Consider the following 18926-nt stretch of genomic DNA (forward strand, 5'->3'; position numbering starts at 1 on the left):
TTACAACGTCTTCAAACAGATTATTTGGATCTCTATCAAATGCATTGGCCAGAACGCAAAACCAATTTTTTTGGACAACGTGGTTACAAAGTTCAAGATGATGCTTGGGAAGACAATATTCACGAGGTTCTCGAAGCGTTGGATGGTTTTGTTAAAGCTGGAAAAATCAAGCATATTGGAGTTTCAAATGAAAACCCTTGGGGAATGATGCGTTTTCTGGAAGAAAGCAAATACAATAATTTGCCAAGGATCAAAACCATTCAAAATCCATATTCGTTATTGAATCGTCTTTTCGAAAATGCTTCTGCCGAAGTTTGTCTTCGGGAGAATGTGGGATTATTGGCGTATTCACCTTTAGCTTTTGGTGTTTTATCTGGAAAGTTCCTAACAGGTGAGTCTCATCCCAATGCAAGATTGAGTTTATTTCCACAATATTCACGATACAGTAGTGCAAAATCTACCGAGGCAACAAGATTATATCAGGAGGTGGCCCACAAACACGGATTGACATTGACTCAACTGGCACTGGCTTTTGTACAGCAGCAACCTTTTATGACGAGTTCTATTATTGGAGCCACTACAATGGAACAGCTAAAAGAAAATATTGATACCATTGATGTTGTACTTTCGGATGAAATTTTGAAAGAAATTGATGCTGTTCAGGCCATTATTCCTGATCCGGCACCTTAATATTCAAAATATATTATAAATTGAAACCCTGTCAAAGTGTAAATTTGACAGGGTTTTTTAAATTAAAATAATGCCTGTTACGACTTTTGTTTAAGCTATTCTATAATTAGTCTATAGGTCGAAACATGTCCCTGTTCATTTTTGACGGTTACTATATAAAAACCTTTGGAAAAATTATCCATTTTGACAATGTTTACGTCTTTATTTTCCGTTTTTTTCTTCAATAACATTTTGCCTTCCATGTCAAAAAGTGTGACTTCTGTAGGGTAATGGTTGTTTGATTTTTGGATGACAATTTCTGATTTAGCAGGGTTGGGATAAATTGCAAATTGTGTTTGATCGAAAGTATTGATGCCAAGTGAAGTGTCAATAACTTTGAAAATAGTACCGTTAGTGATATCAGCAACATAAAGTTCTCCATTTACATCTTCCCCAAAAGTTGAAAAATTATTTCCTGAAAATTCTTTAGAATAAGTGAGGGTGCCACTGGAAGTCATCATTCCAATTTGTGGTTTGCAATAATCAGTAAAGAAATACAATCCCTTGAAGTTGGGATAGATAGTTCCGTTATACACATATCCGCCAGTAACGGAACAAACACCCGTAGAATGGTTTATTGTTTTTAATGGAAATTTCATGGACGTTTGTGAGGGGCAACCCAAAGTGTTGTAAGCAGTATTGCCTTCATAACAACGCCAGCCATAGTTTAACCCTGCTTGAGTAGCTGCTGCAATGTTGATTTCTTCAATATTGTCTTGACCTACATCGGCAATCCACAAATTACCTAGATTTTTATCAAAAGAAAATTTCCAGGGATTCCGAAGACCAATTGCCCAAATTTCATCCGCGCCTGCAATTCCTACATATGGATTATCGGCAGGAATACTGTATGGAGTTCCAGAGTTTACATCTATCCGAAGCATTTTTCCCAATAATTCATTGGTGTTTTGTGCTCTGTTTTCTGGGTCTCCACCGCTACCTCCATCGCCCATGCCAATATACAGATAGCCATCGGGTCCAAATTTTAAAGATCCTCCATTATGGTTTGCATAAGGTTGCGCAATGGTTAATAGTACAGTTCCACTCGAAGCATTGGCAAGATTTGGATTTGCACTATTTGCAGAATATCTTGTTATTACCGTGCTTCCAGATAGGTTAGTGTGGTTGGTATAAAAGAAACCATTAGAAGCATAATTGGGGTGAAAAGCCAAACCCAACAAACCTTGTTCATTACCGGTACTTACTTGACCCGTAATGTTGAGAAAAGGATTTGAATTTGTTGTCCCGTCAGGGTTTAATATTTTTATAATGCCGCCTTGTTCGACAATAAATAATCGGCTGTCACCGGCATTTACAATTTCTAACGGTCTTGTAAAGCCTGTTGCAAAAGATTGTAGTCCGATAGTTTGTGAATAGGAATAACTAAAAGAATATAACGAGAATAATAAAGTCATTATTTTCATAATCAATCGGTTTTAAAGTAAATGTAAATTTACAAATAAAAATAATTTTATATGCGTGTAATATCTTGTTTATTAAATGTATAAATTGGTTTCACATCCATTTAGTTTTTTATAAAAAAGGATTCAGCTTTAATTAAAAAGCGAACCCTTCTTTAAATTTATCTATTTTCTTGCGTTAAGAATATGGTTTACAAATTCTCTATAACTTGATCCTTGGGATACCGTACTTTGTAACTAATCCTAATTTTCTTGGTTTCGTTCGGTTTCATTTGCAATTGCCAAGTTAGAATTCCTGTTTCCAGATTTACTTTAGCATTGTCGCTTTGTAACAATTCAACTTCAATGTCTTTATTCGAACTCAATGGGTATTGGTCTTTTAGCAACATGTCAATTGCTTCTTTTTTGTTGTTTCTAATGGAGATATCAAAAGTAAAAGTTTGCTCTTTTTTGGAAGACAAAAACTTGGTACCCGATTGATCCACTACTTTCTCTCGTTTGATGGTCACTTTTTTATCTCGGCCCATACTCAAGCTCAAAGTGTCACTGGTCTGGCTTGGCTCTATAAAAGTTTTGCCTACGTACATGCCTTCAAAAATGATATTGGCTTCGCCTCTCAACAAGTTGTATTTGCTGTAATCAGCAATTTGAGCCAGTAAAAAAGCATCTTTTTCTGCTTTTGGCACCGCATAATATTTATAAGTGGCAGGCAGTTTAATTTCTTTTAATGATACGCTGTGCACTTTTCCATTTGATAAAATATCATATGGAATGTCAATGTCAAAAGAGACGTTCAGTTGGTTTTCGGATACTGTTGTGTAATCAGAAACAGAAGATTCTGCCATCATGATTGGTTGTGCATTCATTTCTTCCTTAGTAATTTGAACACCTGCAACTCTTCCCTGTAATTGATTTGTAACTCCCTTTTTCTTAGTGCCATAACCCATCACAACTACTTCTTGTAACCTTTCATTTGTTCTATAGTTTAAGAACCAAGAACTTAACAAAGGCGCTTGATTGTTTTGATTGGGGATACCGCTGGACAAAGTAAGTTTTACTTTTTTCCAATCGATTCCAGTGTTTTGAATGACCTGCGCTTTGTACATCATGTTGATTGGCGCAGTTACGCTTTCAGTACGTAAATCGTAGAAAGGAGTCCACGAAGCATTATTTGACAAATAAGTAATGTCCAAAGGAACGGCCCCAGCCAAATTATTCATCACTTGAACAATCAGTTTTCCGGATGAGGTTTTCTCTTCTTTGCTTGTATCTACTTCAAGTTTGTTGTTCAGTTTTTGAAGAGTCTCATTCAACTTTTGCTCTTTTTCCGTCAAGGTGTTTATGGTATTTGCTGTTTCGGTTTGTTTGGCTTTGTAATAGTCAACCATTTTCATTAATTCCACCACATTCAAACCCGAATTTACTCCTGAGACTTGTTGGTTTTTATCTAAAAGTGCTAGTGTTTTGATCTCAGCATTTTTAGAATTTCCGACTTTTAGAATTTCTTTTTGTACCAAAACGATGCTATCTTTCACTTTTTTCAAAGCGGGAGATTTAAGATCTATTTCATATTCCGAAACATAATCATTGGTAAACTGTACTGAAAGAACCGTTAACGTTGCGGGCGCACCTATTTGAACTGAATTTTCATTTAGGTCAACTGCGACATTCTTAATCACAATTTCACTTGTACCCAACGGTAAATTTAGAGAGGTGGTTTGCGAAATTTCGGCAGCATTAAAATACACTGTTGCTGCTTTTACTTTGGCAGCAGTGAAAATTGGTTTTTGCCCGAAAGTAAAGGCTGTAGCTAATAAAAAGGCGGATAGTATCGTTTTTTTAAACATAATCAGGTTTTTCAATTTTTATATGATAAGCATTACAAATAACGTATTTTTTTAAACCATATAAGACATATAAGTAAATTTTAAAGCCTCCAGTTTAAGTGAACTTATATGTCTTATGGGATGAAATATTTTTTTATCGTTCCACCGTGTAGCCTTTTGCTTTTGCCAAAGACACTATAGATGTGTTTATGGCATTCCCCAAGTCGTCTTGCGATTTTGTTTTTTTGGCTTCGGCATCGATATATTGTTGGCGTTTTTTGGCTAAATCGCCAATTTCTTTCTGAATGGTTTCTCTTTCTTTGGCTTTTTTGGTAACGATCATTTCTACTTCGGCTTCCGATTTGTTTTGAAGTTCAGAGGGCAATTCCTCTTTTTTAATTTTTGCAATGGCTTTAGGATCTTCCTTCACTCTGTCAACAAGATCCCAACTTTCATTTTTATATACCGCTTTGGATTTGCTTACCGCTCGCTCGGCATAATTGGCAGATGAAACTTTTTGTGCATTTTTGTCTTGCGCTTCTTGGTTCATTTTTTTGGAAGAACCTTTCGATCCATAACCAATATAAGTGTTGTTTATCATTACATTACATTTGGATATTTGATCGTCATAAGGCGTTGAAACGTATTGTACTGATAAGTTGGAGTCAATATTGAAGTATTTCCCTTTTCCATAATCGGCGCCGTCTTTCCAAAAGGTATTAATTCCTTCCATACTGCTTCCGCAAAAGATAGTGTTCACATAAATGTCGTTTTTCATCGCATCGCTTATGGCTTCTTTGTAGTTTATTCCGCCTTGGTTGAAAGCTTCGTTTCCTGCAATGTAGATGAGTTTCATATTGCTGTTTTCTTTTCCCCATTGCAATTTCTTGGTTGCATCTTGAATTACCGCCCCACAATATTCATTACCACCATTAGTTCTTAAGGCAAATAATTTTTCGGAAATCAAGTCCAAGTCGGTGGTAAGTGGAGTTACTTGTCTAATATAATTGGATTGTTGCGCTAATCCATCGTTGCCGTATTCATACAAAGCAATTTCGATATCGGGAGTTTTGCCTGAATATTTGAGCGTGGTCAGCGTGTTTACAATATTCCAAAGCCTAGATTTGGCTTGATCGATTAATCCGTCCATACTGTTGGAAGTGTCCAATAAAAGAGCGACTTGAATTTTGTTGTTTTCTGATGTTTTTGGTTTTTCTGTTCCAATGTTTTTTATCGGTTTTGCATTAGAAGAATTACAGCTCGCGAAAGAGATTGTAGTTGCCAAAAGTGCTGAGATAAATAGAGTCGATTTCATGATTTTTCGTTTTTAAAGGTTGATTACAGATCAAACTTAGAAACTTAAAAAACTCCTTTTTTGGACAAATGGTGAAACTGCCTTTTCACTTGGTGAAACGTGTTGTAAAAGGAGTTTAAAATACTTTACTTTACAGAGTGGATTTTTTTTGAAAGTGACTAAGTTTCTAAGAAGCTTAGATTCTAAGTAACTTAGAGTCTTAGAAACTTTAAAAAACAGAATATTGTCTTTTAGCCCCGATAGAAGCGAAAATCCTTGTGGCCCGGGGTTTGGGCCACAAGATTGAAGCGGATAGCGGGACTAATGCTGATAAAAAAGGCTAATCTTTCTGCTTCAAAAAAACAATAATCAAAATGAGCTTAGTAACTTAGAATCTTAGCAACTCAGAAACTTAAAAACAAAAAATGCGTTTACTAACTACATATTTTTTCTTCCTTTTCGCAACTTTGTTGTTTCCTTTTGGGACAATGGCACAGGATTCTTTATCCAAAAGCAAATCGATGCCTGCTATGAAGATGAGTAAGGTGACTAAGGATTTAAAGAAATCTTTGGAGGTAAATGACGAAGCTCAAATTGCTCAAAATTATGAACGACTGGCCAATGAATTTCAGAATAAAGGGGATTATGCCAAAGCTGAAGAATACTTTAAAAAAGCCATCACGAGTTACACTAAATTAAAGTTGGCGGATGACGTAACTCGCGTAACGAGAAGCCTTGCCAAAGTGCAAGAATCACAGAAGGATTATAAATCGGCAATTAAGACTTACGAAGTGGCGGGTGAAATATCGGAAGATAAAAGCCTTGAAAAAATTAATGCAAATGATGCCAATAGCTTGCGTTCTGTAGCAAGTCCTGTTGCTCAAGAAGGCTATGTAAATTCGAATATAGAGTTGCTCAAAAAGGAAAATAAATTAGAGGAAGTTTCGGCGGCCTATGTCCAAAAAGCAGAAAATTCCCTAAAGCAAAAAAATAAGGAAGTTGCTATAGAAAGTTACAATCAAGCACTCGCTTACGCAAAAGGAAAACCGGCAACGATCATCAAAATCAATAACGAAATTGCCAAGGTTTACGCTTCGGACAATCAGTTTGATAAAGCGATTGGAATCAACGAAAAGCTTTTGGCAGAAGCCAAAACCAAGCAGGATTTTACTACTCAGATTAAGCAATTACAATCATTATCGACTCTTTATTTCAAAAAAGAAGAACCCAAAAAAGCCATTACAGCTCTGAAAGAAGCCTTTGCTTTGGCACTGCAAAAAGGAAATTCTGCAGAAGCCAAAAAGAGTTTGGTTTCCTTAACTCAGTATTACAATGGAAAAGGGAATAACAAAGAAAGTTTGGCTTTGTACGACCAATTTCTTCAAAATTTTGACCAATTGGTGCAATCCGATACGACTTTGATTGATGCTAAAACATTTCAAGTCAGTGAAGATAAAATTCGCCAATTAGAAAAAGAGAAATCATTGAAAGATGAGCTAATCACTAAGAAAAACACTTTCAATTATTTTCTTTTGGGTTCGATAGGTTTGCTTTTATTGTTGTTTTTGTGGATTGTAAAAACGCTTTTTTCCATTAAAACCAAAAACAAAGAAATCGCATTGCAGTCGTTGCGACGCGAAATGAATCCGCATTTTATTTTCAACAGTCTCAATAGTGTTAATCAGTTTATAGCCGAAAACAAGGAACGCGAAGCCAATAAATACTTGACTTCCTATTCTAATTTGATGCGAAATACGATGGAGAATTCCAACAAGGATTTCATCACATTGGACAACGAATTGGAGCAATTGAAAAAATATTTGGAATTGGAACATTTGCGTTTTCTGGATAAATTTGATTTTAAAATCAGTGTTGACCCTGAATTGGACACTGAAAGGGTGATGGTTCCCAATATGATTATTCAGCCTCATTTGGAAAATGCTATTTGGCACGGATTGCGGTATTTGGACACTAAAGGATTACTGCAATTGCAAGTTCAGTTAACGAATGGGAAAGTGGCTATTCGCATTGATGATAACGGCATTGGTCTGACCAAAAGCCAGGAGTTGAAAACGAGCAATCAAAAAGCGCATGAATCAAGGGGAATGAGTAATACCAAAGAGCGCATTAGTTTGCTTAATGAATTGTACAAAAAGAATATTATTTTTCAAATTGCTGAGAAAGCCTTTCCGGAAACGGGAACTACAGTCGAAATTGTTTTTCCATTAATTGATAAAATAGGATGAATTTTCAAAAGATAAAAAGCGTTATCGTCGAAGATGAATTGGCGGCACGAGAGGTGCTCAAGAATTATTTGAGTAAATATTGCCCGCAAGTTGAGGTTATTGGCGAAGCCCAAAACATTAAGGAAGCCGTTCCGCTTTTGCACGATTTGCAGCCACAGTTGGTTTTTTTGGATGTGGAAATGCCTTTTGGAAATGCTTTTGATGTTCTCGAAGCTTGCAAAGATTTGCATTTTGAGACTATTTTTGTAACCGCTTTTTCGGAATATTCTTTAAAAGCCTTGAATCAAAGTGCAGCCTATTATTTGCTGAAACCCATTAGCATTGAAGAATTAATCGTGGCGGTAAACAAAGTACATCATCAAATCCTCAATCACGAGATTTTTAATAGAAACAAAATAATCGTTGAAAATTTTCAGGAACCCAAACCCGAAAAGCAACAGGTAATTTTGCCAACATTGGAAGGTTTTGAAGTCGTAAAAATGGAAGAAATTGTTCGTCTTCGAGGAAACGGTAATTTCACCGATTTGTATCTCCATAACGGGAACAAGAAAATGGCATGTCGTTTTTTAAAGCATTTCTCCGAAATCTTGCCTTTGCCTTTTATCAGAGTTCACAAATCCCATATTATCAATTTGAATTGTGTGAAATCGTATAATAAAGGCGGAATTATTACCCTAAACGATGCCACTGAAATTGAGGTTTCCCCAACGTATAAAGAGGATTTCTTGAAGAATTTTAAGTAGTTTAAAAAGAGCTTTGTCAAAAAACAGTTTAAAAATCAAACTCCTCTTTTACTTCCGTTGAATCGATTACGGTTGTGTCTTTTACTTTGATGTTCAATAATGAATGAGCACGTCCAGTAAGTGTTATTGGAGAAGACAAACCAATAGTATCTTCGGGAACCAATAAACCACGACGGAACATCAGATTTCTCAAGAATGCCTGCTGCTTGGTTGCATAGGCTTTTTGCAAACCTTCCTGGTCAAATTGCCACATGAATTTCTTTGGTTTTGGGATTATCGTAGCTAGGAATAGACACTCTTGTACATTCAAATCAGCTGGTTTTTTCTGGAAATAAAATTCGGCGGCTTCACCAATTCCATATATGTTTGGCCCCCATTCGATAATGTTGAAATAAACCTCAAGCATACGTTGTTTGCTTGTGATTCGGTTGTTTTCTATGATATATACCAACAGAATTTCTTCCAGTTTTCTTGACAAGGTTTTTTCTCGGGTAAGGAATACGTTTTTAACCAATTGCATGCTTATCGTACTTGCTCCACGAGAGAATTTTTTGGTGCGAATGTTTTTAAGGATGGATTGTTTGAAGGCTTCGTTGATAAAGCCACGATGCGACATAAAAGAAGGGTCTTCGGAGGTTAAAACACATTTTTGCAAATACGGTGAGATTTGATCCAAAGGTGTGTAATATGGATTGCTTGAGCCTACAAATACTGGGCGTTGTAGCACACCTTTATCGATGGCGCGATAAGTAAACTCTCCGTTTAATTTGGCGAGGTCTATATTTCCGTATTTGGTTATGTTTACATTTTGTTTGTTTACATTACTCTTAAAAACAATGATGTTCGGCTTGTTTTTGTTGAACATGAAATCTAATTTATAATCAAAATCACCGGTGGCTTCCATACCTTGAAAATGGGTGAACAATCCATCAGGAAGAGAAGTGATGAAATCTTGTGTCTTCATTTTTGGAGTGGTGATTTTTAGCCTATAAACGGTATCTTCTTCCGTGTTATAAGAAAGGTAAGGGTGTATTTTTATTTTATTGAACTGGAAAGTTGAACTGCTGTCTATTGAAATAAAATCAGAACCCAATAGGAAGCGGAAATCAAATCTGGCTTTTTTGATGTTTACATCTTTGTTGGCAATTCGTTTATGGTTCACTTTTAAATTGGTTATCGAACTGTAACCGTCAAAGTGCAATTCACCGTGACTCATATCAATATTTTGAACATTAAAACGAATGGAGTCAAAACTAGCTTTTAGGTTGTAGCGTTCGTCAAAATAAGGCACTTTGATAGCGCCAGTGTCAATATTGAAAAAACGCAGGTCTCCCTTTTTATTCCTTGGGTCAGCTAATCCATTAATTCTCCATCGTTGTGCAAAAGTATTGGTTTGAACCTCAATGGATGATTCTAATTTGGTTTGATATAAAGTCAGTTTTTTGAAGTTTACAGTTGCCTTTTTACCGTTGTCATTGAGTTTAAATACTAAATTTTCCAAAGTCATATCAGTTGGAACTAAATTGAGGATTTTGGAGATAATGCGATAGGCAAATTCAGCATAATCTCTTTTATTGTTGGTCTTTGGTTCGTTTTTGTCTCTTTTCAAGAAAGCACCAAAGTTTTTGACATTCCCTTTTTTGGTTAATTGAACATAGCCATTTTTTATTTCAAGGGTTCCGAGTTGGACGTCGCCAATAAGTAATTTCCATAAATTAACGCTTGTCTTTATTCGCTCAATTTTAAAAATCGTATCTAAGTTGTGGGGAGCAAGCGAGATTTCTTTTAATTCTATTCCCGAAATACCATCAAAGGAAGCTTTTTTGATTGCAAACTCACTGTTGTATTCGAGTTTCATTGTTGCAGAAGCCTTGTCGATGGCCTGATCCAAAAGCTCGTCTCTAAATACAAGAAAACCAATTAAGAGTACAGCAATAACTATCCCAAGTATTTTGGAAGCAAGTAGTAACTTTTGTTTGTTAGTTTTCATATATGTAAAAGGAAAAGAAGTCTTTTTTAAAATAATGTTTTACCCGAATAACTGGCTAGCCACATCTTCGATTTTGGCTACTAATTGAATTTTTATACCTGTGTTCTTTAAGGCTATTTTATTGTATTTGGATACAAAAATAGTCGAAAATCCCAATTTTTCAGCTTCTTGGATGCGTTGATCCACTCGGTTTACGGGACGAATTTCACCCGAAAGCCCAACTTCCCCTGCAAAACAAAAATCTTTGTTGACTGGGATGTCTTCATTTGATGATAAAATTGCGGCGACTACAGCCAAATCGATAGCTGGATCATCCACCGAAATTCCACCTGTTACATTTAAGAAAACGTCTTTGGCGCCAAGCCTAAAACCAGCTCTTTTTTCTAAGACAGCCAAAATCATATTCAGTCTTTTGGCATTGTAACCCGTTGTACTTCGTTGTGGAGTTCCATAAACCGCAGTACTTACCAAGGATTGTATTTCGATCATCAAGGGGCGCATTCCTTCAAGCGTAGTGGCAATGGCTGTTCCTGATAATTCTTCGTCTTTGTGTGAAATTAATATCTCGGATGGATTGGATACTTCTCGCAATCCGCTGCCTAGCATTTCGTAAATTCCAATTTCGGCAGTTGATCCAAAACGGTTTTTTAACGATCGCAAAATACGATAGACGTGATTGCGATCACCTTCAAATTGAAGCACGGTATCAACCATGTGTTCCAGAATTTTTGGACCTGCTATGGTTCCGTCTTTGGTAATATGTCCAATTAAAATTACTGGAATATTGGTTTCTTTGGCAAATTTGATTAATTCGGCGGTGGTTTCTCGTATTTGAGAAATACTTCCTGCGGTTGATTCAATGTAATCAGTATGTAATGTCTGAATCGAATCGATTATGACAATTTCAGGCTGAATGGCTTCAATTTGTTTGAAGATATTCTGGGTTTTGGTTTCGGTAAGAATAAAGCAGTTGTCACCATTTGGAGTAATACGTTCTGCACGCATCTTGATTTGCTTTTGGCTTTCCTCACCAGAAACGTATAAAGTTTTGTAAGGCAGTTTTAAAGAAATTTGCAATAAAAGCGTACTCTTACCAATTCCGGGTTCACCACCTAAAAGGATTAGAGAGCCAGGAACGATTCCGCCACCCAAGACTCTATTCAGTTCGTTATCGGTAGTGTCGAGGCGGATTTCTTCGGTACTGTCAATTTCATTGATTCGTAACGGTTTTGGCGCTTTACTGGTTGTAGATGATTCACTTTTCCAAGCAACTTTTTCCTGCTTTTGTATAATTTCTTCTGCAATAGTATTCCATTCTTTACAGGAATTGCACTGACCCTGCCATTTGGAATATTGGGCACCGCAATTCTGGCAAAAAAAAGTTGTTTTTACTTTGATGGCCATTGTTATTGCTTTTTTTCTTCTGAAACAGGAGTGTCTGAAACAGGAATGTCAGATGCAGGAGTCTCTTCAATTACTTCTTGTTTTGCTTCAACATCTTGGCCTACTTTTCCTTTTATTTTTGGTTTTTTAGCAAAGGTTTTTTTCAATTCTTCGGCTTTGGCAAACATCATATCTTTTGTTAGGTCTGCAATTTCTTCTTTGTTGAATCCTGACATATAATAACGAACAGCTCTAGGATTATCTCCTTTTTTTTCAAACATAGTTGCCAATTCGTAATCTCCCAACATGCTTTTCGGGTAGTTTTTATCGGCAAGAATCGCCAAAGCATCCAACTCATTATAATCTTTATTTTCAATGATAGCTGCTTCTATAGCTTTGAAATCAGTGATTCGAATAGGGCTTTTTATTCCAAAGGAATTTTCAATTATATCATACTTATTTTTCAAGTAATCAACATAGCCTTCTTTGAGAGTCACTATTTTGGTGTTGTACTCTAGGACTGAAATAGGTTGCGCTGCAGCAAAAATTTGATATAATGCTGTTGGGATAGAATGCAAAACCAGAGAGAAATGGGAGGCATCATTAAAATTTTCGAATCTGTAATTTAAATTTGGATTCTTAATGGCTTGGGTTTTTGAATCAAAGGTTTTGATTCTTTCTTGCATTTTTTTATCATCTCCATCGGCTGTAGATAGATAATAAAAAACAGGCTGTTTGGTAGAGGCTAATAAATCAGGTAATTCATTTTCCATATTTACTGGCAATTCGGGGCTTAAACAGATATAAGCATTAAATAGTGAGTTGTCCTTATATAAAAAGAAATTTGAAAAAGCAGCTGTTATATCATGTCCCGCAATGATTTTGAAATTGGTAGTTCTATAGTCCTGTTGTATAAAGGGAATAAGTTCCAGAGATATAAAATCAAAGAAATCTACACTTTTGCCATCAGGCATTCCTGTTACTTCGTCTAAGCCACAATCAATTGCCCTTTGGTTGTTTTGGCCTTGACTTATTCCTACAATAATTACTTCGGGTAAATCATCCCAATGAGCTCCATAGATTAAAGTTCCCAAAAAGGGATTTAGCAAATAATCACCGTCCATTAAAATTAACAGTGGATATCTTTTTGTCGGATTTTTTTCATAAGAAGCCGGTAAAGAAACATAAAGTTGTCTTTTTCCTTGAAGTTTTCCAGAGTCAAAATTGATGGTTTTTATTTGTGAGAAACAAGAAATAGAAAAAATGGCCAGTAATACTACAAATAAACGTTTCATATGATAAGAGGTTGGTTATTTTATGATAAAAATAGTTAGCAATATAAACAATTATTTAATGTATTGACAAAGGAGAAATGGATAAACGGTTATGTCAATGAATTGTCCTTTTCGTTTGGAAAAACAATCCAGGGTTTAAACGTTTTGGCTTCTTCAAATTCTAGTGTTGCATATGAAATGATGATGATAATATCGTCTTTTTGTACTTTACGGGCAGCAGGGCCATTTAAGGTAATTATCCCAGAATTTTTTTCACCAACAATGGCATAAGTATCAAAACGTTCTCCATTATTTATGTTGACAATGGATACTTTTTCGCCTTCTATTATGTTTGCCGCTTCTAATAATGCTTCGTCTATAGTGATACTTCCGATGTAATTTAAGTCGGCTCCTGTGACTCTTACTCGGTGAATTTTTGATTTAACAACTTGAATGTGCATGGTATTTTTTAATTTAATGAAATGGTATCGATTAATCGGATGTTATTGACAAATACCGCTATGAATGCTCGATATTTTTTGTTTTTACTTTTTCTTTTGCATGTGGTAAGTGTTGCTTCATCTGCAATTTCAAAGTATTCTAAAGTAAATGTTTTGTTTTTTTCGAATTCATTTTTAACCCATTGGGTAGTTTTTTCAGCACTATTATTAGAGAATTTTGCTTTTGCCCCGTTTAGTATTTTATAGATAATTCCAGCTTCTTCTCTTTCGTGCAAAGTTAAGCGTTCATTTCGAGAACTCATAGCTAAGTTGTTGATTTCTCTATAAATAGGGCAAACAATAATAGCCACTTGTAAGTGGTTTTTTTCAACCATCTTTTTGACTATTTGTACCTGCTGAAAATCCTTTTCACCAAAATAGGCTCTAGTTGGTTTTACGATTTCAAAAAGACGTTTTACGATAGTTCCCACACCGTCAAAATGCCCCGGTCTAAACTTTCCTTCCATTTTATTTTCCAATCCGTCAAAATCGAAAGATTGCGATAAGGTTTTTCCTTCATACATATCTTCAACAGTTGGGGCAAAAACGATAATGTTTGGATTGATGTTAGAGATTTTTACTATGTCAGCATCCAAAGTACGAGGATATTTTGCCAAGTCTTCCGGATTGTTAAATTGAGTTGGATTTACAAAAATACTAACAACAGTAATATCATTTTCCTTAGTAGATTGAAGCATTAACGACTGATGTCCCTCATGTAAAGCACCCATTGTCGGAACAAATCCAATTGAAGAATTTGTAGTCTTTAAGGAGGATAGATAGTCCATTAAAGCCGCTTTTCCATAGAAAATTTGCATGGCAGTTTTGTTTAAATTAGGTGCAAACTTAATATTTTAGTCCATAACTGCATAAAATTTTGTAATTTTGCGTGGTTTTTATTGCCAATAATTAATCAATTTATACTATGAAAGATAAGAGGATATTATACGTATCATCTGAAGTTGTGCCTTATCTCGCTGAAAATGAGGTTTCATTAATGTCTTATGACGTACCAAAAATGATTAATGATCAAGGAGGGCAAATTAGAATTTTTATGCCAAGGTATGGAAATATTAACGAGAGAAGACATCAATTGCATGAAGTGATTCGGTTGTCTGGAATGAATTTGGTGGTGAATGATTTGGATATGCCTCTTATTATTAAGGTAGCTTCTATTCCGAAAGAAAGAATACAAGTTTATTTTATCGACAACGAAGAATATTTTAAAAGAAAAGCGACTTTTGCCGATGAAGAAGGGGTGATGTATCCAGATAATGATGAACGTGCTATTTTTTTTGCCAAAGGAGTTGTAGAGACTGTAAAGAAATTAAATTGGGTGCCAGATATTATTCACGTACACGGTTGGATGGCGGCTATGTTGCCAGTTTATATGAAACATTTTTATAAAAACGAAGCATTATTTTCAGATACTAAGATTGTTACCTCAGTTTACAGCCAGTCTTTTGATGGGACATTGGATGTTGAAATGATTAATAAAGTTAGATTTGACGGTATTCCAGATGAAGCAATTTCAGAATTGGAAGTGCCAAATTATGAAAATATTATAAAAACTACTGTTCGTAATTCTGATGCTGTAATTATTGCATCAGATGGACTCTCTCCAAGTTTAACAAAATTTATAGAATCTTCCAACAAACCTTTTTTACCTTTGAAAAATAAAGACGAATTTTCGGTAGCTTATACCGAATTCTATGAAAATATGTTGTTATAAATCAATCTTTTACGAATAAATATGCTTAAAAATTCTTTTTTTAAAACAATTCCTTTCCTTTTATTTATTGTTCTTTTTAATTCCTGTGATAAAGAATTTAATGTTGTTGGTGAAGATATTATAGGCGATAATTCTTTTGATATACAAAAGAGTGAGTATCCTGTTGTAGCATATAATCAAAAATTAGGGCCAATTCAATCTAATAATTTGGACGTTAATCCTTTAGGGATATACAACAATCCTTCTTTTGGTACAACTAATGCAAATTTTGTTACTCAAGTGGCTCTAGCTACTATAGATCCTGCTTTTGACGCTTCAGCTACTATAAAAAAAGTAGTGTTGACTATACCTTATTTTTATGATAAAACTAAGACTGTTGTAAATACGGATGATGGTAGTAGTACTTACGTTTTAGATTCCATTTATGGTCCGGAAAAGGCAAAAATGAAACTTAGTGTTTATGAGTCTGGTTATTTTATGAGAGATTTAGATCCTGAGGATCAATTCTCTCAGCCCCAAAAATATTATAACAATCAATATTCAGATTTTAATCAGTTAAAAATTGGTGCACCTTTAAATGATGGTTCAAATAAAGCTGAAAATTCAGAATTCTTTTTTGACCCGGCAGAGCATGTTGTAAAGACGACAAATTCCAGTGGTACTGAAGTTACAACTAGAACGGCTCCGGGAATGGAATTAAATTTGAACAAAGATTTCTTTTTGAATAAAATTATTAAAGCACCAGCCGGGCCTTTGATTGATAATAATGCGTTTAAAAATTACTTTAGAGGTTTGTTTTTCAACATTGAAACCGTAGGAGGTAATCCTGGAAACATGGCTATGCTTAATTTTAAGTCTGGAAAGATAACAATAACCTATTCAGAGACTATAAATTCAGTAACTACTGAGAAGACATTGGTATTGAATTTGTCTGGTAATACTGTTAGTTTGTTGGATCAAAGTAATGCAAATATAAACTATACCAATGCTACAAATCCTGCTAATAGCAACAGTGATAAAGGAGATCCTAATTTGTATCTTAAAGGGGGTGAGGGTTCATTATCTATCTTAAAATTATTTGGTGAAGATAAATATGGTGTAGATGGCGTAAGCGGTGCTCCAAATGGAGTTGCAGACCAATTGGATGTTATGCGAAAAAATAAGTACCTTATTAATGAAGCTGATTTAATATTTCATTTGAATTCTGAAGCTATGGGTGCAAGTTATGTGCCACAAAGAATTTATTTGTATGATTTTAAAAATAATCAAGTATTGATTGATTATAGAGAATCTACTGTTGTTGCTTCTAATACTAAAAATAATAAATATATTTTTGGAGGTATTCTTACCAAGAAATCTGATTTAGAAGGCGGTTCTTATTATAAATTTAGGATTACCAATCATATTAGAAATCTTGTTAAGTATGCCGATTCTACAAATGTAGACTTGGGGTTGGTTGTTACTGAAGATATCAATAAATTCAGTTTTTATGCTTTAAGGAACAAAACAGGTATTCCTCTAAAAGCACCAATGGCTTCTGTTATGAATCCACTAGGGGCTATCGTCTTTGGTAATAACATTGCTACTGATGATAAAAATTATAACAAAAGATTGAAATTCGAAATTTATTATACAAAACCTAATTAAGAAAAACTATGTGTGGAATTGTTGGATATATTGGTTATAGAGAAGCTTATCCTATAGTTATAAAGGGACTAAAAAGGTTAGAATATCGTGGGTATGATAGTGCCGGAGTAATGTTGTACGATGGTGAGAACGTAAAATTATCTAAAACAAAAGGTAAAGTCTCAGATCTAGAAGCGAAAGCTCAAAAGGAAATGACTCTGAATGGATCGATAGGGATTGGGCATACGCGTTGGGCTACTCATGGTGTGCCAAATGATGTTAATTCACATCCTCATGTTTCTAATTCAGGTGATTTGGTGATTATTCATAATGGAATCATTGAGAATTATGCCCCTTTAAAAGTGGAGTTGATAAAGAGAGGGTATACTTTTATGTCGGATACGGATTCTGAGGTTTTAATAAATCTTATTGAAGAAGTACAGAAAAAAGAAAAATTAAAATTAGGTAAAGCAGTTCAAGTAGCATTAAATCAAGTTGTAGGTGCTTATGCTATTGCTGTCTTTGATAAAAAGAATCCAAATGAAATTGTTGCGGCAAGATTAGGGAGTCCGTTGGCAATTGGAATTGGTGAAGGAGAATATTTTATAGCTTCAGATGCTTCGCCATTTATTGAGTATACTTCAAATGCGATATATCTTGAAGATGGAGAAATGGCTAATATCAGGTTGCATAGAGCTATGAAAATTCGTAAAATTAAAGACGATTCTATCGTTGATCCATATATTCAAGAGCTTCAGATGAATTTGGAGCAAATTGAAAAAGGAGGCTATGATCATTTTATGTTAAAAGAAATCTACGAGCAACCAAGTGTAATTAAAGATACTTACCGAGGAAGATTACATGCTAATGAAGGGATTATTCAGATGGCTGGTGTTGAAGACAACCTTGAGAAATTTTTGAATGCAGACCGTATTATAATTGTTGCTTGTGGTACATCTTGGCATGCTGGTTTGGTGGCTGAGTATGTCATTGAAGAGTTTGCTAGAATTCCTGTGGAAGTTGAATATGCATCTGAATTTAGATACAGAAATCCTATTATAAACAGTAAAGATGTTGTAATTGCTATTTCGCAATCAGGAGAAACTGCCGATACCATGGCGGCTATAAAATTAGCGAAAGAACACGGTGCATTTGTTTTTGGGGTGTGTAATGTAGTTGGTTCATCTATTTCAAGAGAATCACATGCTGGAGCTTATACACACGCAGGACCTGAGATTGGTGTAGCTTCTACAAAAGCATTTACTACTCAAATTACGGTGTTGACAATGATTGCGCTTCGTTTGGCTCAAGCCAAAGGAACTTTATCTAAGTCTGATTTTCATATGTATTTGCAAGAATTGGAAATCATTCCTGAAAGAGTTAAAGAAGCGTTAGAAACTAATGATAAATCTAAGGAAATTGCGGCTGTGTTTAAAGATGCGCCAAATTGTTTGTATTTAGGTCGTGGATATAACTTCCCGGTTGCACTTGAAGGAGCTTTAAAACTAAAAGAAATTTCATATATACATGCTGAAGGTTATCCTGCTGCTGAAATGAAACACGGGCCAATTGCATTAATTGATGAGTTAATGCCGGTTATTGTGATTGCGCCGAAACAAGGGCATTATGATAAAATTGTAAGTAACATTCAAGAAATCAAGTCTAGAAGTGGAAAGATTATAGCGGTAGTGACAAAAGGGGATACCCAAGTTCGTGAATTGGCTGATTATGTTATTGAGATACCAGAAACATCAGATGCGTTGTCGCCATTGATTACAACAATACCATTGCAACTTTTATCTTATCACATTGCTGTTATGAGGGGTTGTAATGTTGATCAGCCTCGAAATTTAGCAAAATCAGTTACTGTTGAATAACCTATTGTTATAGAATTTTAAAAAAGCGAGATTTATTTCTCGCTTTTTTTTTGCTTTATACTTTTTGCGAAAACGTTGTAAATATTGTGATAAATTTAATAGAAATACTAAATTATTATGTATGCATAATATATTTTGAGAATAACCTATTATTTTATTATTAATTATGCAATATGTGAAAATATTGAATTGTTATATATTGAACTGTTTTGTTAATAATAATAATAAGTATTTTTAAATTTTTTATTGATAATTAAAAAATATGTGTAATTTGGCGCCACTAAC

14 protein-coding genes are annotated in these 18926 nt (G+C 34.8%); 6 read left to right on the top strand and 8 right to left on the bottom strand.

What is annotated here, in order from left to right; genetic code table 11:
• The coding region (locus tag VFS71_RS18010) for an aldo/keto reductase (protein ID WP_326403006.1) at positions 1 to 690 on the top strand (690 nt) is incomplete at its 5' end.
• 95 nt (positions 691 to 785) lie between these two features.
• On the opposite strand, the gene VFS71_RS18015 is transcribed toward VFS71_RS18010, so the two are convergent.
• From VFS71_RS18015 to VFS71_RS18025, 3 genes are all read right to left on the bottom strand, one after another.
• Positions 786 to 2153 carry a PQQ-dependent sugar dehydrogenase gene (locus VFS71_RS18015; RefSeq protein WP_326403007.1) on the bottom strand — a complete coding sequence of 456 codons (1368 nt, stop codon included), beginning with the start codon at positions 2151 to 2153 and terminating at the stop codon, positions 786 to 788.
• A 188-nt stretch (positions 2154 to 2341) separates the two neighbouring features.
• A complete protein-coding gene (locus VFS71_RS18020) occupies positions 2342 to 3997 on the bottom strand; it encodes a DUF4139 domain-containing protein (RefSeq protein WP_326403008.1) in 1656 nt (551 codons plus the stop codon).
• A gap of 133 nt (positions 3998 to 4130) precedes the next feature.
• Positions 4131 to 5291, bottom strand: coding sequence for a vWA domain-containing protein (locus VFS71_RS18025; protein WP_326403009.1), 1161 nt, complete (start codon positions 5289 to 5291; stop codon positions 4131 to 4133).
• 404 nt (positions 5292 to 5695) lie between these two features.
• Between VFS71_RS18025 and VFS71_RS18030 the strand changes: the two genes are divergently transcribed.
• Complete coding sequence (locus VFS71_RS18030) at positions 5696 to 7516, top strand: tetratricopeptide repeat-containing sensor histidine kinase (protein ID WP_326403010.1); 1821 nt, start codon at positions 5696 to 5698, stop codon at positions 7514 to 7516.
• Positions 7513 to 8259 carry a LytTR family DNA-binding domain-containing protein gene (locus tag VFS71_RS18035; protein WP_326403011.1) on the top strand — a complete coding sequence of 249 codons (747 nt, stop codon included), beginning with the start codon at positions 7513 to 7515 and terminating at the stop codon, positions 8257 to 8259. The genes VFS71_RS18030 and VFS71_RS18035 overlap by 4 nt, the downstream gene beginning before the upstream one ends.
• Before the next feature lie 28 nt (positions 8260 to 8287).
• On the opposite strand, the gene VFS71_RS18040 is transcribed toward VFS71_RS18035, so the two are convergent.
• The 5 genes from VFS71_RS18040 to panC form a co-directional block, all read right to left on the bottom strand.
• Positions 8288 to 10249: a transglycosylase domain-containing protein gene (locus VFS71_RS18040; RefSeq protein WP_326403012.1), complete on the bottom strand. Its 1962-nt coding sequence runs from the start codon at positions 10247 to 10249 to the stop codon at positions 8288 to 8290.
• Positions 10250 to 10288: 39 nt separating this feature from the next.
• Positions 10289 to 11653: a DNA repair protein RadA gene (radA, locus tag VFS71_RS18045; RefSeq protein ID WP_326403013.1), complete on the bottom strand. Its 1365-nt coding sequence runs from the start codon at positions 11651 to 11653 to the stop codon at positions 10289 to 10291.
• Positions 11654 to 11655: 2 nt separating this feature from the next.
• Positions 11656 to 12927, bottom strand: a complete 1272-nt coding sequence (locus tag VFS71_RS18050) for an alpha/beta hydrolase (RefSeq protein ID WP_326403014.1) — start codon at positions 12925 to 12927, stop codon at positions 11656 to 11658.
• Between the two features lie 89 nt (positions 12928 to 13016).
• The gene (gene panD / locus VFS71_RS18055) at positions 13017 to 13367 is read right to left on the bottom strand and encodes an aspartate 1-decarboxylase (RefSeq protein ID WP_077378752.1); all 351 of its coding nucleotides are present in this window, start codon (positions 13365 to 13367) and stop codon (positions 13017 to 13019) included.
• Positions 13368 to 13375: 8 nt separating this feature from the next.
• Positions 13376 to 14224, bottom strand: a complete 849-nt coding sequence (panC, locus tag VFS71_RS18060) for a pantoate--beta-alanine ligase (protein WP_326403016.1) — start codon at positions 14222 to 14224, stop codon at positions 13376 to 13378.
• A 107-nt stretch (positions 14225 to 14331) separates the two neighbouring features.
• Between panC and VFS71_RS18065 the strand changes: the two genes are divergently transcribed.
• The 3 genes from VFS71_RS18065 to glmS are packed head-to-tail and all read left to right on the top strand — an operon-like array spanning position 14332 to position 18641.
• A complete protein-coding gene (locus VFS71_RS18065; RefSeq protein WP_326403017.1) occupies positions 14332 to 15138 on the top strand; it encodes a glycogen/starch synthase in 807 nt (268 codons plus the stop codon).
• Positions 15139 to 15159: 21 nt separating this feature from the next.
• Positions 15160 to 16785, top strand: a complete 1626-nt coding sequence (locus tag VFS71_RS18070) for a DUF4270 domain-containing protein (RefSeq protein ID WP_326403018.1) — start codon at positions 15160 to 15162, stop codon at positions 16783 to 16785.
• Positions 16786 to 16793: 8 nt separating this feature from the next.
• Positions 16794 to 18641 carry a glutamine--fructose-6-phosphate transaminase (isomerizing) gene (gene glmS, locus VFS71_RS18075; RefSeq protein ID WP_326403019.1) on the top strand — a complete coding sequence of 616 codons (1848 nt, stop codon included), beginning with the start codon at positions 16794 to 16796 and terminating at the stop codon, positions 18639 to 18641.
• The last annotated feature ends 285 nt before the right edge of the window (positions 18642 to 18926 follow it).

Source organism: Flavobacterium sp. (assembly GCF_035760125.1).
Taxonomy (GTDB): Bacteria; Bacteroidota; Bacteroidia; order Flavobacteriales; family Flavobacteriaceae; genus Flavobacterium.